Here is a 16,421-nt window from a genome sequence, read left to right as displayed (position 1 = left end):
CAATTGTATTAAAATAATTTAAAAAATAAATAGTAAATTGATTAATAAATTAAATTGTGTACATCAATATTATTAATTCTAAATAAAACTTTTTACAATATAAACATACAAAAAAAATTATACACGGTATAAAATTATCTTATGATAAGAATAGGAATTATTGGTGCTATGCAAAAAGAACTATATACTATTCGTAAAATGTGTTCAATAAATAAAAAAAATAAGCAAAGTATATTTACTTCATATTTTGGTACTGCATATAATGCAAATATTCTCATAGTAGAATCAGGTATCGGCAAAGTTTTATCTGCAATTAGCACTATGCATATTATTCAGTCTTTTAATCCACATTTAATAATTAATGTAGGTATCTCTGGATCATTAAAAAAAGATATTAATATTGGTAGTTTGATACTATCGAAAAAATTTTGTTATCACGATGTAGATGTAAGTGCATTTGGATATAATACCGGTCAGATTCCTAGAGCGCCTCAATATTATTATGCTTCGAAATTATTTATAAAATTAATAAAAAAAATTCTTATTTTTAATAAGTTACAATTTAAATCAGGATTAATTGTCAGTGGAGACACATTTATTTATAATAAAAATATACTGCATGCAGTAAAAATAAAAAAATTTTTTCCTGAAGCTTGCGCTGTAGATATGGAAACAGCTGCAATAGCTCAAGTATGTCAAAAATTTTTAATTCCTTATATATCAATAAGATCAATTTCAGATTACGTATTTAATCATGCGGAAAAAAATTTTAAAAAATTTTGTTCTTTTTCAGTTTATCAGTATTCTTTTGTTATTTTAAAAATAATAAAAGAAATAGATGCTTACTATCTTCAGTACAAAAATTTATCTAAAAGATTTAGATAAATTTTTTTCAGCAAAAGATTTAAAAAACAAATAATTATTATGATTTTTTTGTAAACGAAATCTTTTTCTATCAGATTTATGTACTTTTTCTACAAGTACCGCTTGTATTAAAAAATAAAATATATTTATACGATAAGCAGATAAAATTATTCCAGCTCGCAACCAAGATTTATTTACATTATATTCTATAATATCCCCTATACTCGGATTTTTTGAAAAATTGCCATACATGATAGCCAAAAATTTGTTTTTTATTTTTAAATAGTGAATACGTGATATTATTTCTTGACCTAAGTAACATCCTTTAGTGAAATCAACTCCTTTTAAAGAAATCATATTAATTTCTTGTGGAAAGAAAAGTTCACTCGTTTTTCGTTCGATAATTGGAAATTTTGATTTTATATTCCATGCTAACCATTTTTGATAATCTGTAGCAAAAAAACTTTTTTTTAAACTGTAAATAAGATCACTTTTTTTATTTATATCAATAATTAATAAATATCGTGGTTTATCATAATTTAAATAAATTAACGTACAATATTCGTGATGTACAACAGTATTAAATATATCTGGAATCACTTGAAATATAGATTTCAAAACAGATTGAGCTTTCAAATTAGATAATTCTATTAAAATTACTGAAGTTTGTTCTATTATTTTTACATCATAAAAAATAGAATATTGCTCTAATTTTTGAATTTGAAACTGATTTACACTGCGATTTTGAATATATGCTATTTTATTTTGATAATAAAAAACATACATTACACTAATTACCTTTCCTTTTACGTTACAATGTGATGTGATTTTAAACATATTATATTTTAAATTTAAAATATTACATGTAAATTGATTATTTAAAAATTTTAATGCATCTTTCCCGGTAACTTGAACAAGTGCTAAATTATTAAGAATGTGCAACATAAAAATAACCTAAAATTTATAATTTTGTGTAGTTTATAAAGTTTTTTTCATATATATTTAAGCATCTTAACTTTTTAAATTAAAAAATAAAGAAAAATAATATAAAATTAAACATTTAAATAAATTAAAATTTTATGCAATCTAAAAAATCAATGATACAATGGGCATGTAGACGTGGTATGTTAGAATTAGATATTATAATTAATAATTTTTTTAAAAAAAAATTTGACGGATTAGAGCTATCACAAAAAAAATTTTTTTTTAAAATGCTAATGTATGACGATAATTATTTATACCAATGGTTAATTTGCAATCAAATACCAAAAAATAAAAATATTCATAAAATTGTCATTTTAATAAAAAAATTTTCAGTAATACATGAAACTAAAATTAATAAACGTTTTATGTGAAGCTTTCAATCTAATTGTCACTTTATTTTCATATGCACTTTATTTTTTTTAATCCAAAATTTAAATAAAATAAAGTACTTTTATAAGTTCATCTTTTAAAAAGATACCATTTTAATTCATGATATAAATCCAAATTAAATATTACAAAATTATCTATCTTTTTAAAAAAATTGGAGTAGTTTATGCATTCTCAAATCACGATACTTCGTCGATCTTTAAAAGAATCCGTAGAAATAAAAAATAAAAATATTCCTCCAATTTTAAAGCAAATATATTTAAAAAGAGGCATAAAAACCACTAAAGAAATTGAATGGAAAACTAAGAATTTACTACCTTATCAACAATTATCAGGTATTAATAAAGCGACTTATATATTAAAAAACGCAATATATCAAAGAAAAAAAATTATTGTCGTAGGAGATTTTGACGTAGATGGAGCATGTGGTACAGCACTATCAGTATTGTGCTTATTAAGATTGGGTGCTAAATACGTAGAATTTATTATACCTAATCGTTTTAAAGACGGTTATGGATTGACTCATAGAATCTTAAATATTATAAAAAAAAAAAAGTGATGTTATTATTACCGTAGATCATGGAATTTCATCATTAAAAAGCGTCGAATTAGCACGAAAAAAAGGTATGATAATCATAATTACAGATCATCATTTACCATGCGCAACATTACCAAACGCTCACGCAATTGTAAATCCTCATTTAAAAAATTGTAAATTTCGTTCAAAATGTTTATCAGGATCAGGAGTTGCTTTTTACTTAATGCTTGCATTACGCAAAGTATTAATACAAAATAATTGGTTTAAAATAAAAAAAATTAAAATCCCTAAATTAGCCGAATTTTTAGATTTAGTAGCTTTAGGCACAATATCAGACTGCGTTCCTTTAGATTTAAATAATCGGATCTTGGTTTATCAAGGATTAAAACGTATCCGATCGAAAAAGTGTCGAACTGGAATTCAAATTTTAATAGACGTTTTAAAACTAGATATATCTGTTTTATCTACAGAAGATATCAGTTTTTACTTAAGTCCAATAATTAATGTAGCTGGAAGACTAAAAAACATGTCTATCGGAGTCTCATTATTACTTACTGATAGTATAGAACATGCTTTTACAATAGTAAAAAAATTATTTTTTTTAAATAAAAAAAGAAAATTGATCAGTCATTTTACGGAAGAACAAGCAATTAAGACATGTAAACATGAAGCAAAACTTAATAAACAAAATATTTCAGGATTTGTACTATATGATAAAAATTGGCATGAAGGTATATCAGGGATCGTAGCAGCTCGCATTAGAGAACACTTTTATTGTACTACTGTAGTATTTGCAAAAACTAAAAATAATTTATTAAAAGGATCAGTAAGATCTATTGCAGAAATTAATATAAGAAATTTACTATATGAATTAAATAAGTTACATCCGAAACTTATTATATCATTCGGAGGCCATAAAACAGCCGCTGGTTTAGTGATTAAATATTGTAATTTAGATGCATTTAAAAAAATTTTTCTAAAATTAGTGAAATCAAAATTAATTGGTATGTCTTTAAAAAAGATTCTTTGGTCTGACGGAGAACTATATCCACATGAATGTTCTTTGAAAACTGCAAAATTAATTTTGCTTTCTGCTCCCTGGGGTAATCAATTTCCTTATCCTATTTTTGATGGAAAATTTTATGTTCTTAAACAACATATAATAGGAAAATGTCATTTAAAAATACAAATTAAATCTATATTTGGTGGTCCAATATTAAATGGAATTTTATTTAACTGTGATTTGTCAATATGGCCAAATAAAAAAATTGATATGGCATTAATAGCTTATAAATTAAATATTCATAAGTACGAAAGTTATTATAGTTTACAACTCATAATTATACATTTACTTCCATTGTGATATATTAAAAATCAATTTTTTATTGAATATTAAATTAAAAATGTTATAATTTTTGTTTTTTTATATACTTAATATATTATGGAAACTTTTTTAACAAAAAAAGAAATATTTTCTTGTATCAAACGTATAAAATTTTTACAAGAGTATCTTTGACAAAAAAAAGAAAAAAAATAAATTTAGAGAAAAAATTAATCACGAAAATCTACAATCAAAAAAAATCAACCGTTCTATTGAGCATTTAAAAAATAAAATTAAAGATACTGAAATATTGCACAATCTTGCTGTTCAAGAACACGATACCGATACTTTATTGGAAATTAAAAAAGATATTTACCTTTTAAATAAAGAAATCAATGAAATCGAACTAACTTATATTTTTTCTAAAAAACATGATTGTGAAAATTGCTACATAGATTTGCAGCCAGGATCTGGAGGGATAGATGCCCAAGATTGGGCAAAAATTTTATTAAGAATGTATTTAAAATGGGCTGATCGTAAAAATTTTAAAACAAAAATTATTGATAAATCTGATGCAGAAATAGCCGGAATTAAATCAGCTACAATTAAAATTTCTGGAAAATACGCTTATGGTTGGTTAAAAAATGAAACCGGAATACATCGTTTAGTTCGAAAAAGTCCATTTGATTCCGGTAAAAAACGTCATACGTCATTTGCATCTGTTTTTGTATATCCCGATATTGATCAAAATATTAAAATAAATATTAATTTTGCAGACATCCGAATCGATGTTTATCGAGCTTCTGGAGCCGGCGGACAACATGTAAATCGTACTGAATCTGCAGTGAGAATAACACATTTACCGACTAATATCAGTACGCAATGTCAAAACGGACGTTCTCAACATAAAAATAAAGAACAAGCCATTAAACAATTAAAATCTAAATTATATAATTTAGAAATGATAAAAAAAAACGCAAATAAAAAAATTTTAGAACAGTCTAAATCAAAAATTGCTTGGGGAAATCAAATTCGATCGTATGTTTTTGATAATTCGCGAGTAAAAGATTTGCGAAGTGGCGTCGTATCTAATCGAGTGCAATCTATTTTAGATGGAGACTTGGATGTTTTTATTAAAAGCAATTTAAAATTTAATATTTAATAATTATTCAATAAAACTTTGATGTATTATATAAAATTTATATGCTATCTTAAATTTTTGTAAATCAATAAATCTTGAAACTATTTATTATCTTTCGATATCACATATAATGAACAAAACAAAAGTAGATTTTCCTAATAATTTTAGACAAAATATTAGTATACAAAAAATAAATAAATGCTATTCAAATTTTTCTAAATCAGAATTAGAAATGAAAAATATTACTGTAAAAGTTGCAGGACGTTTAATATTTAAACGTATTATGGGGAAAGCTTCATTTTTAGTTATTCAAAATATACATGCGAAAATACAATTATATATTGCAGAAAAAAACATTACAAACAAAAAATATAAAGAAATTTTAAAAAATTTAAATCACGGAGATATCATAGGAGTAAAAGGAATATTATTTAAAACAAACACTCAAGAACTATCCATAAAATGCAATACAGTTGTATCTTTAGTAAGATCTACTAAACATTTACCAAACAAATTTCAAGAATTATCTAATCAAGAAATCCGCTATAGACAAAGATACTTAGATCTTATTATGAATAAAAAATCAAAAAATACATTTAAAATGCGTTCAAAAATCGTAAATTGTATTAGGAATCATATGATAGATTTAAATTTTATTGAAGTCGAAACTCCTATGATGCATAAAATCTCAGGAGGAGGGTTGGCTAAACCTTTTATTACACATCATAATGCATTAAATATGAATTTATATCTGCGAATTGCTCCAGAGCTGTATTTAAAACAATTAATTATTGGCGGTTTTGAAAAAATATTTGAAATTAATCGTAATTTTAGAAATGAAGGTATCTCTATTAATCATAATCCAGAATTTACCATGATGGAATTTTATGCTGTATATATTGATTATCAAGATTTGATGACAATTGTAGAAAATCTAATAAGTTCTGTTGTAAAAAAACTTTTTAATCGATATACAATTGAATATAAAAGTATTTTATTAAATTTTAAGCCTCCATTTCACAAAATAAGCATGCAAGATGCGATTTGTAAATATCATTCTGATATTAAAAATACAGATCTAAACGATTTAAAAAAAATTACTCATATTGCTAAAAAATTTAATATTCAAATTAATAGTCAATGGGGAATTGGAAAATTGCAAGAAATAATTTTTTCAGAAATAATACAAAGTCATTTAATTCAGCCAACTTTTATTTTTGATTATCCTACAGAAGTTTCGCCACTAGCTAAATGCAAAAATGATAATAATTTTTTGACAGAGCGATTTGAATTATTTATCAATGGTAACGAAATTGGAAATGGATTTTCTGAATTAAATGATCCAAAAGAGCAAAAAACAAGATTCTTACAACAAGAAAAAAATAAAAAATTAGGAGAAAAAATATTTATGCAATATGATGCAAATTATCTATTAGCTTTAGAATACGGATTACCTCCTACAGCTGGATGCGGAATCGGAATAGATCGATTTATTATGTTATTAACAAATAATACGAATATTAGAGATGTAATATTTTTTCCTACTTTACGTACACCTCAAAAAACAAGAACATAAAATAATTTAATATATTAAAAAATATGAAAATAATTTTTTATACCATCTAAAAACATTTGAATAGATAACATAATTAATAATAATCCCATAAATCTCTCTAATTCATTAACTCCTTTGTTATTAAATAACTTAAAAATAGTAATAAAAAATAAAAAAACTAATAAAGATACACACCAAGCAATAATAAGAGCAAAAAAAATGTTTAAATTATTATTTTGTTCTTTTTGAGATAAGAAAATTAATGTTGAAAATATTCCAGGACCTGCTAATAAAGGCACAGCTATCGGAACTACAAATGGGATTTTGTTGATTTTTTTTAGTTCTGTAGAGGTATAATTATCTTGAAAAATCATCTTAATTGCCATTAAAAATAAAATAATACCTCCGGAAATAGAAACAATTTCTATTTTAAGATTAAAAATAGATAATAAAGTTTTTCCAAAAAATAAAAATAATGTCATAAAAATTAATGCAATTAACATTTCTCTTACTATAATGCTACGTTGTTTTTTACTATCATATTTATGCAACATAGATATAACTATTGGTAAATTACCAAAAGGATCTATTATAAAAAATAACCAAATGACATTTGACAATAATTGATTCATATAATTTCCTATGTTTTATATGTTTTAATATGTTTAATTAAAAATTAATTACTAAATAACTTAAAGATATAAAAGAGACATTAGATCATGAAATATGTTGGTTTTATAGGTTGGCGAGGTTTAGTTGGATCAGTTTTAATTCAACGCATGCAAGAAGAAAATGACTTTAAGTATATTCGACCAGTTTTTTTTTCTTCATCACAAAATGGACGGTATAAAACTATTATTAATAATAAATTAAATTTTATTTATCATGCATTTAATTTAGAAATATTAATTGAATTAGATATTATTGTTAGTTGCCAAGGCAACTCATATACTAAAATTATACATAATAGACTAAGAAAATTAAATTGGCAAGGATATTGGATCGATTCTGCTTCTATATTACGCATGCATCAAAATTCATGTATTGTTTTAGAACCGGTTAATCGTAGTATAGTTAAAAAAAAAATATTTCAAGGATATAAAGATTTTATAGGAAGTAATTGTTCTGTCAGTTTAATGTTAATTGCATTAGGAGGATTATTTGAAAAAAAATTGATTGAATGGGTTTCGGTTGCCACATATCAGGCTGCTACTGGAGCAGGTTCAAATTATACACGTAAATTATTGTTACAAATTAATAAAATACATAGTTTATTAGGAAATAAATTAAATAACCCAGCTTTTGATATTTTGAAGATAGAAAATAAGATACATAAACTAATAAAAAATAAAAACATTTTTCAAAATTCTATTTTAGCATATAATATTATGCCTTGGATTGGAAAAAAAATTAAATTTCAACAAAGCTTGGAAGAAAAAAAATATCAAGAAGAAGTTTTTAAAATTCTTAATTTAAATCATGTTATTCCTATAGATGGTACTTGCGTACGTGTAGGTTCACTTAGATGTCATAGTCAATCGTTTACAATAAAATTAAAAAAAAATGTTTCTATTTTAGAAATAGAACAAATTTTATCTAATCATAATGCTTGGGTAAAAATAATACCGGATGATCCAGAAAAAATAATCAATGACCTTACTCCCGTAAGTGTATCAGGCTCGTTATATATTGCAATTGGTCGTATAAGAAAATTAAGCATAGGTAATAAATATCTTTCTATTTTTACTGTAGGAGATCAATTGTTATGGGGAGCTGCTGAACCTTTAAGATGTGTTTTAAATCAACTAATTATATAGTATTATAATAAACGTGCATGTATTATATAATTTGTATTGACGTTCGGAGATAAGTAGAAATTTCTTGTACATGGATTATATTTTATACCAATAATATCTTGCGCTTTTAGACCAGTATTATCTAACCAAGCAAGCAATTCACATGGAGTAATAAATTGTGCAAAACTATGCGTTTTAATTGGTATAAATCGAAATAAATACTCTGCTAAAAAAATTATAGTAAAAAAAGAAATCAAAGTACGACTAATAGTCGAAAAAAATATATCTCCTCCTGGTTTTATAAGTTGTGAACATATATGTACTATTTCCATAGGATGACGAGTATGTTCCAAAACTTCCATACAAACAATTGTGTCATAATATTGTATATGATTTTTAATATGTGCTAATACATTTTCATTAACATATCGAATATTTAAATTTTTAATTTTTGCATGCATACGTGCTTCATGTATCATGTTACTACTGATATCTAGTCCAGTAACTATTCCGCCTGCATTACATAAGCTTTCAGACAAAATTCCTGCTCCACATCCAATATCTAATATTTTTTTTTCAAAAATTCCTTGAGAAGCATTAGTGATATATTGTGTTCTCAGTGGATTCATTAAATGTAAAAATTTTGATATTCCATTTATATCCCACCATTTAGATGCCATATCATCAAAATTAGAATTTTTTAAAAAATTTATTTTTTTAAACATAATTTTATATTTTATAATAAATTGAGAAATTAACTTTTAAAAAATTATTATTAAATAAGATTAATTATGCAATACTTTTTTAAATAAAAAAAATGTTATAATGAAATTTAAGCGTAATTTTGACTTAATTGAATAAAAATTATTAATCGAGATGAATTATGAATGATAATAACAAAAAAATACTAAAAATTAATATAGAAGAAGAATTAAAACGTTCATATTTAGATTATGCGATGTCCGTGATTATTGGACGTGCTTTACCTGATGTACGTGACGGGCTAAAACCAGTTCATCGTAGAATTTTATTTGCGATGAAAACTATCAATAATGACTGGAATAAACCGTATAAAAAATCAGCACGTATCGTCGGAAATGTTATTGGAAAATATCATCCTCATGGAGACACAGCAGTATATGATACTATTGTGCGTATGGCGCAAAAGTTTTCTTTAAGGTATACATTGATTGATGGTCAAGGAAATTTTGGTTCAATTGACGGTGACGCTGCAGCGGCGATGAGATATACAGAAATCAAATTATCCAAAATTGCTCATGAAATTTTGACAGATTTAGAAAAAGATACAGTAAATTATATTGCAAACTATGATGATACAGAATACATGCCAGAAATTATGCCGACAAAAATACCAAATTTGTTATTAAATGGATCTTCGGGAATTGCTGTGGGAATGGCTACGAACATACCACCGCACAATATAGGAGAAGTAATTAACGCATGTTTAGCTTATTTAGAAAATAAGCATATTAGTGTATTAGACTTGATGAAACATTTACCTGGTCCAGATTTTCCAACTTATGGTGTTATATATGGATCAGAAGGTATTCAAGATGCATATACTAGTGGACGTGGAAAAATTTATATTCGTGCTTCTGCTAAAATATTAGCTGATAATAGAACTGGAAAAGAATCAATTATTATTTATGAAATACCATATCAAGTCAATAAAATTCGATTAATTGAAAAAATTGCTGATTTAGTAAAAGAAAAACGAATTGAAGGAATTAGCGCTCTAAGAGATGAATCAGACCGAGAAGGTATGCGTATTGTAGTAGAAATTAAACGTGATACAGTTGGAGAGATAGTATTAAATAATTTATATTCATTAACTCCATTACAAGTATCTTTTGGAATTAATATGGTTGCTTTGCATCATGGACAACCGAAAGTCTTGTCTTTAAAAAAGATATTATCTGCTTTTTTAAAGCATCGTCGTATTATTATTACCCGTCGTACTAATTTTGAATTAAAAAAAATAAATGATCGTATGCATATACTAGAGTCTTTTTTTATTGCGTTATTAAATGTTAATACAGTAATTAATTTAGTAAAAAAATCAACTTCTTTAGAAGAAGCGCAAAAACGTTTAACTTCTTATACATGGAACTTGACTAATTTTTCTGAAGTATTAATGAAAAATCAATTAATATCACATTTTAAAAAAAATAAAAAGTTACACGATACTTTCTTAAAAAGTACCCATTATTATATGACTAAAAATCAAGCACAAGCAATTCTTGATTTACGTTTGCACAAACTTGTTAAGCTAGAACAAAAAAAATTAATTACAGAATATAAAAATTTAACACAAAAATCATATTATTTAAAACAAATTTTAAAATATCCCAAAAAATTATTAGATGAAATTCGGAGAGAACTAGTTCTTTTAAAAGAAGAATATAAAGATCCAAGACGCACCAAAATTATTCAAGAACCTGTTAATATCAATATAGAAGATTTAATTAATAAAAAAGACGTAGTAGTAACTTTATCCCATCAAGGTTATGTAAAATACCAACCATTAAAAGATTACGAAGCGCAACATCGTGGAGGTAAAGGTAAATCAGCAACTAGTATTAAAGAAAAAGATTTTATTGAAAGATTTTTAGTAGCAAATACACATGATAGTATTTTATTATTTTCTAGTCGTGGCAGAGTATATTGGATGAAAATTTTTCAACTTCCCGAAACTAATCGAGGATCTAGTGGAAAACCTATAATAAATTTATTGCCATTAGAACCAAAAGAATATATTACTGCTATTTTACCAGTGCATAAACATGAAAAAGAAAAATATGTTTTTATGGCAACTGCAAGCGGAATAGTAAAAAAAACTTCTTTAAGCGAATTTAGTCGTCCTAGAAATTCCGGTATAATTGCAGTTAATTTAAATGCAGGAGATAAATTAATCGGCGTAGATTTAACTGATGGAAGCCAAGAAGTTATGTTGTTTTCAGAATATGGCAAAGTAGTACGATTCTCTGAAAGTCAAGTAAGAAATATGGGACGTACTGCAAGTGGAGTCAAAGGTATCAGTTTACTTCCAGGAGATCGAGTAGTTTCATTAATTATTCCAAAAGGGAATAGTCCAATATTAACAGTTACACAATATGGATATGGGAAACGTACTAACCAATCAGAATATCCAAAAAAATCACGTGCTATTCAAGGAGTGATTTCAATTAAAGTAAGTAAGCGTAACGGCAAAGTAGTAGGCGCTGTCCAAGTAAATGATTATGATCAAATTATGATTATTACAGATTCTGGCACTTTAGTGCGTACTAGGGTATCTGAAGTAAACATTGTCGGTAGAAATACACATGGTGTTAGACTAATAAGAATTTCAAAAGAAAATAACGTAGTTGGTCTGCAAAGAGTAGTTGAACATATTAATGATTTATCAAATATAAAAAAACAATAAATCGACTTTTAACGTGTTTTCATAAAAAATTCAAACAACTCTACAAGTTTAAACTTATATATTATAGAATAAATAAAAAATATAATTACTATAATCCAAATTGGCATAGATCCAAAAAATACATAAGGTGTTACTCCTTTGCTCGGAGATATTATTTCAAATAAAACATCACATACAAATTGTGGTAATTTTGATTTTAATGTTCCATCTGGATTTATTATTGCAGTAATTCCGTTATTACTACTTCTTAACAATGTTTTTCCTGTTTCTAAAGCTCGCATACGTGCCATTTGTAAGTGTTGCCAAGGTCCAATAGTATTTCCAAACCATATATCATTCGATATAGTAAGTAAGAAATCTGTATTGGATTGAACATTGTTTCTAATTTTTTCACTAAAAATTATTTCATAACAAATAGATGGGGTAAAATGAAAATTTGAAATATTTAACTGAGGTTGTAAATATTTTCCTCGTTGTAAACTAAAAATGAAAATTCCAAATTTTTTTAAAATGGGTTGAAAAAAATTTTTTATAGGGAGTGTTTCCCCAAAAGGTACTAAATAGTGCTTATTATATTTATGTTTTAAATTATATTCATATGATTGATCATTGCCTAGCAACATAATGCTATTATAATATCCTGATTGATAAAAACTTGTTATCCCTGTTATTAAAATAGAATTTTTTAGTTTTAATTTTCGATCTAAATTCATTAAAAAATTGTCACATATTATATCATAACAAGGAATTGCAGATTCTGGCCAAATAATAATTTTAGATACCTTTAAAAAAGGTTCAGTAATTTGCATATATTTTTTTAAAATTAAATTTACCTGATTATTATCAAAATATAAAGATTGTGGTACATTTCCTTGTACTAACGCAATTTTTATATATTGTTTATCAAAAGTGTACCATTTTAAAAAATTTAAAGGATATAAAATAATTAATATACTAAAACTTAAAATTAACGGAAAAATTTCTTTTTTCGTCCAAGAAAGTGAAATCAGACCGCTGATGATTATTATAATACATGATATTCCCGAAACTCCGAATATTGGAGCGATTCCTTTTAAAGGTCCATCGATTTGACTATATCCTAATTCTAACCATGGAAATCCGGTAAATATTTTGCCTCTTAAAAATTCTGTAAAAAACCATATGGAAGGTGCTCCAATTAAAAATCTTTTAAGATTTATATGTGTACAAAAATATTGTAATAATAAAACAAAAATCATAGGATATAATGATAAATAAACTGATAACACAAAAACTAAAAAAATGCTAATTAAGAAAGATAGCTCAAAAAATTGATAAATACTAAAATATATCCAATATATTGAACTAAAAAAATTTCCTATACCCCATATGAATCCTAAAAAAATAATTTTTTTCCAGTATTGATATTTGTTGATAATAACTAATAAACCAAATATAGAAAAAATACTTGCAGGCCAGAAATCATATGGAGAAAAAGAAATTGTATTTAAAATTCCAAAGATAAATATTATTAATGCATCGTACTTCATTTAAATTTTATGAATTAAAATATTAAATTTTTTTGATTATTTATAATTATTTTTCATAAGGATTATTATATCCGAGAAAACGTAGTATTTTTATTTCTAAAAGTTGCATAATTTTTTTATTTTTTGAACTATTGACATGATCGTACCCTAGTAAATGTAAGGTTCCGTGAACAATAATATGCGCCCAGTGCGCATCAATTATTTTTTTTTGTTGATGTGCTTCTTCTTGAATAATTTTATTGCAAACTACTAAATCTCCTAAAAATAATACATTTTTATTTAACTGTACATCGTATGGAAATGCTAATATGTTCGTGGGATAATTTTTTTTTAAAAATTTCTTATTAAGCAAATGAATTTCACATTTGTTTACTAAACGCAAATTAATTCTATAGGATATGCTTTTACATACTTTATAAGTTTTTAATATCCATAATTGTATTTTTTTTTAGAAGGTGTATATTGTTTCTTAATCGAACAATATTGTATTGTTAAAAAATTTTCTTTTTTCATTATAAATAGTGTACAAATTAAAATAGTATTTTATCTTATTTCTTTAAAAAATCTTTTATTTAAAAAATATTTTCAAATGTTTCAGATTCTTGTAAAAAAATTCTATATTCGATATATTTAATTATTGTAACCAAACCGTAGATTTCATAAAATAAAATTATTTTTTTTAAAACAATTTAAATTTTATATTATCAATTAATCGTGTTTTTCCAATCCATGCACTGCATAAAATAATTATATGTTTATTATTATTATTTAATTTCATAAGATTTTTCGCGTTCCTTATTTTTAAAAGATCTATTTTAAATCCACAGGCAATTAATTTAGAAGATGCTTCATGCAAAAAACTTTTTTCATTATTAATAATGATGTCTATTGTATTAGATTTAATTTTTTTAGATAATTGAAATAAAATCTGATACAAATTTGGAGCTATTTTTCTTTCTCTAATACTCAAATATTGATTTCTTGAACTAAGTGCTAAACCGTCAAATTCTCTTATTGTTGGCACACTAATTATTTTAATGTTGTAATTCATATGCAAAATTAATTGACGTACCATAATTAATTGTTGAAAATCTTTTTGTCCAAAAATAGCTATTTGAGGACGAATCAAATTAAATAACTTAGCGATAATTGTTGCTACTCCTAAAAAATGTTTTGGCCTTTTTTCTCCTTCCAAAATAGATGAATATTGAGGAACATCAATATATGTATGATTTTTGCAACCGTAAGGATACATAGATTTTAATGTAGGGCAAAACAATATATCTACTTGATATGCAATAAGCTTTTTAATATCTTGTTTTAAATTTTTGGGATATTTTTTAAAATCTTCTGATTCAGAAAATTGTATTGGATTCACAAAGATACTAACTATTAAGCAATGAGATTTCAAAAGTCCGTATTTGATCAATTCAAGATGCCCAGCATGTAAATTTCCCATTGTAGGTATGAAGGAAATTTGTAGATTAGAATTTTTTAATTTAAATTTGTTTAGAACTTGAATGAGTTCGTATGATTTTTTTATTATTAACATAATAATTATGTTATTTAATTAAAACTATGTTGTGCATGTGGAAAATGTTTATTTTCTACTTCTTGTACATATAATTCGATTGCTTCAGGTATTCCGGAATTATTTAAGAGAAAATTCTTCGCAAAAGACGGAATTTTTCCGCAAGTAATTCCTAAAATGTCGTGCATCACTAAAATTTGTCCGTCAGTACTTGATCCAGACCCGATACCTATTGTTGGAATTTTTAATTTTTCAGTAATAACTTTAGATAAATTTTGCACGATACACTCTAAAACTAATAACTTTACTCCTGATTTTTCTAAAAGAGTAGCTTCGTTTATCAAACGTTTTATTTCAGATTTTTTTTTACCTTGTATTTTATACGATCCGTACATATTAATTGATTGTGGTGTTAATCCGATATGCCCACATACGGGAATAGAATTTATATTTAATTGATGGACAATTTCAAGAATTTTATCTCCGCCTTCAAGTTTAACCATATTTGCTCCAGATTGCATTAATTTAGAAGCATTTTTTAGAGCATCTTTGACATTAAAATAACTCATAAAAGGAAGATCTGCAATAAGAAAACAGTATGGTGCGCCGCGTCTTACACATTTTGTATGATATATCATGTCTTCCATTTTTACTGGTATAGTAGAACAGTGGCCTTGTACTGTCATACCTAGCGAATCTCCTATTAAAATTACCTTGATACCGTGCGAAAAAAATAAATTAGCAAATGTTGCATCATAAGCAGTAATTGCAGCAAATTTTTTATGCTTTGATTTAAATTGATAAATATCATTAATATTAATTTTTTTCATGTAGTGTTATATTTTTATTTTTTATTATAATAGTATACTAATACACAAATATCAATTTATATATAAAAATATTAATATTAATTTTAATAGAACTTTTTATTTTTTAAGAAAAAATTAAAAATTGTATTAAATATATGCAAAATTATATTAATTTTTAATACAGTTAGCCTATAAGCCGGGTTCTGTCATGGATAATCATTTATCTAGATAAATACTCGCGTATTTATTCGTGCGACCTACCCGAAATATTCAAACGAACAGTTTAAATTTCTATTTGGTCTTGCCTCAGATGGAGTTTACACGGCCAAATTTTGTTCTAAAATTTGCGGTGTGCTTTTACCACACCTTTTCACCCTTACCATTAAAAATGGCGGTTATTTTCTGTTGCACTAGTCGTAAGTTTACACTTCCCAGATGTTATCTGGCATCTTGTTCTATGAGGCCCGGACTTTCCTCTAATAATATTTTTATTAGCGATTATCTAGCTAACTTTATTAAAA

At 25.2% G+C, this 16,421-nt stretch carries 15 protein-coding genes and 1 other RNA gene; 8 read left to right on the top strand and 8 right to left on the bottom strand.

What is annotated here, in order from left to right:
- The first annotated feature begins 141 nt into the window (after nucleotides 1-141).
- A complete protein-coding gene (locus tag WIGMOR_RS01620; RefSeq protein ID WP_014354099.1) occupies nucleotides 142-885 on the top strand; it encodes a 5'-methylthioadenosine/adenosylhomocysteine nucleosidase in 744 nt (247 codons plus the stop codon).
- Here the strand turns inward: WIGMOR_RS01620 and ygfZ are convergent.
- Complete coding sequence (gene ygfZ, locus WIGMOR_RS01615) at nucleotides 865-1,809, bottom strand: tRNA-modifying protein YgfZ (RefSeq protein ID WP_014354098.1); 945 nt, start codon at nucleotides 1,807-1,809, stop codon at nucleotides 865-867. The two genes, WIGMOR_RS01620 and ygfZ, sit on opposite strands and share 21 nt — an antisense overlap.
- Before the next feature lie 134 nt (nucleotides 1,810-1,943).
- Here ygfZ and WIGMOR_RS01610 point away from each other — a divergent pair, with 134 nt between their 5' ends.
- The 5 genes from WIGMOR_RS01610 (at nucleotide 1,944) to lysS (ending at nucleotide 6,811) form a co-directional block, all read left to right on the top strand.
- Nucleotides 1,944-2,219, top strand: a complete 276-nt coding sequence (locus WIGMOR_RS01610; RefSeq protein ID WP_014354097.1) for an FAD assembly factor SdhE — start codon at nucleotides 1,944-1,946, stop codon at nucleotides 2,217-2,219.
- 182 nt (nucleotides 2,220-2,401) lie between these two features.
- Entirely contained in the window at nucleotides 2,402-2,794 is a 393-nt protein-coding gene (locus tag WIGMOR_RS03535; RefSeq protein ID WP_050812769.1) for a single-stranded-DNA-specific exonuclease RecJ, read from the top strand.
- Between the two features lie 4 nt (nucleotides 2,795-2,798).
- Nucleotides 2,799-4,136, top strand: a complete 1,338-nt coding sequence (locus tag WIGMOR_RS01605) for a DHHA1 domain-containing protein (protein WP_330216569.1) — start codon at nucleotides 2,799-2,801, stop codon at nucleotides 4,134-4,136.
- 75 nt (nucleotides 4,137-4,211) lie between these two features.
- A protein-coding gene (gene prfB / locus WIGMOR_RS01600; RefSeq protein WP_408068265.1) for a peptide chain release factor 2 occupies nucleotides 4,212-5,256 on the top strand; the annotation gives its coding sequence in 2 pieces (ribosomal slippage) (nucleotides 4,212-4,286 and nucleotides 4,288-5,256; 1,044 coding nt in all).
- Nucleotides 5,257-5,365: 109 nt separating this feature from the next.
- Nucleotides 5,366-6,811, top strand: a complete 1,446-nt coding sequence (gene lysS / locus WIGMOR_RS01595; protein ID WP_014354095.1) for a lysine--tRNA ligase — start codon at nucleotides 5,366-5,368, stop codon at nucleotides 6,809-6,811.
- A 14-nt stretch (nucleotides 6,812-6,825) separates the two neighbouring features.
- Here lysS and WIGMOR_RS01590 read toward each other — a convergent pair whose 3' ends face one another.
- A complete protein-coding gene (locus WIGMOR_RS01590; protein ID WP_014354094.1) occupies nucleotides 6,826-7,422 on the bottom strand; it encodes a MarC family protein in 597 nt (198 codons plus the stop codon).
- An 87-nt stretch (nucleotides 7,423-7,509) separates the two neighbouring features.
- On the opposite strand from WIGMOR_RS01590, the gene asd reads away from it, so the two are divergent.
- Nucleotides 7,510-8,607, top strand: a complete 1,098-nt coding sequence (gene asd, locus WIGMOR_RS01585) for an aspartate-semialdehyde dehydrogenase (RefSeq protein ID WP_014354093.1) — start codon at nucleotides 7,510-7,512, stop codon at nucleotides 8,605-8,607.
- Between the two features lie 2 nt (nucleotides 8,608-8,609).
- Here asd and ubiG read toward each other — a convergent pair whose 3' ends face one another.
- Nucleotides 8,610-9,311: a bifunctional 2-polyprenyl-6-hydroxyphenol methylase/3-demethylubiquinol 3-O-methyltransferase UbiG gene (gene ubiG / locus WIGMOR_RS01580; protein WP_014354092.1), complete on the bottom strand. Its 702-nt coding sequence runs from the start codon at nucleotides 9,309-9,311 to the stop codon at nucleotides 8,610-8,612.
- Between the two features lie 158 nt (nucleotides 9,312-9,469).
- On the opposite strand from ubiG, the gene gyrA reads away from it, so the two are divergent.
- Nucleotides 9,470-12,031, top strand: coding sequence for a DNA topoisomerase (ATP-hydrolyzing) subunit A (gyrA, locus tag WIGMOR_RS01575; protein WP_014354091.1), 2,562 nt, complete (start codon nucleotides 9,470-9,472; stop codon nucleotides 12,029-12,031).
- An 8-nt stretch (nucleotides 12,032-12,039) separates the two neighbouring features.
- Here the strand turns inward: gyrA and lnt are convergent, their stop codons facing one another.
- From lnt to rnpB, 5 genes are all read right to left on the bottom strand, one after another.
- Nucleotides 12,040-13,560 (bottom strand): apolipoprotein N-acyltransferase, encoded by a 1,521-nt coding sequence (gene lnt / locus WIGMOR_RS01570; RefSeq protein WP_014354090.1) that lies wholly within the window; start codon nucleotides 13,558-13,560, stop codon nucleotides 12,040-12,042.
- Nucleotides 13,561-13,606: 46 nt separating this feature from the next.
- Nucleotides 13,607-13,942, bottom strand: coding sequence for an rRNA maturation RNase YbeY (gene ybeY / locus WIGMOR_RS01565; RefSeq protein WP_014354089.1), 336 nt, complete (start codon nucleotides 13,940-13,942; stop codon nucleotides 13,607-13,609).
- 297 nt (nucleotides 13,943-14,239) lie between these two features.
- Nucleotides 14,240-15,112: a pantoate--beta-alanine ligase gene (gene panC / locus WIGMOR_RS01560; protein WP_014354088.1), complete on the bottom strand. Its 873-nt coding sequence runs from the start codon at nucleotides 15,110-15,112 to the stop codon at nucleotides 14,240-14,242.
- 14 nt (nucleotides 15,113-15,126) lie between these two features.
- Nucleotides 15,127-15,921: a 3-methyl-2-oxobutanoate hydroxymethyltransferase gene (panB, locus tag WIGMOR_RS01555; RefSeq protein ID WP_014354087.1), complete on the bottom strand. Its 795-nt coding sequence runs from the start codon at nucleotides 15,919-15,921 to the stop codon at nucleotides 15,127-15,129.
- A 155-nt stretch (nucleotides 15,922-16,076) separates the two neighbouring features.
- Nucleotides 16,077-16,414, bottom strand: an RNA gene (gene rnpB, locus WIGMOR_RS03500) — RNase P RNA component class A.
- Between the last annotated feature and the right edge of the window lie 7 nt (nucleotides 16,415-16,421).

The organism is Wigglesworthia glossinidia endosymbiont of Glossina morsitans morsitans (Yale colony), from assembly GCF_000247565.1.
Classification (GTDB): domain Bacteria; phylum Pseudomonadota; class Gammaproteobacteria; order Enterobacterales; family Enterobacteriaceae; genus Wigglesworthia; species Wigglesworthia glossinidia_B.
This window is presented reverse-complemented; position numbering and strand designations above follow the sequence as displayed.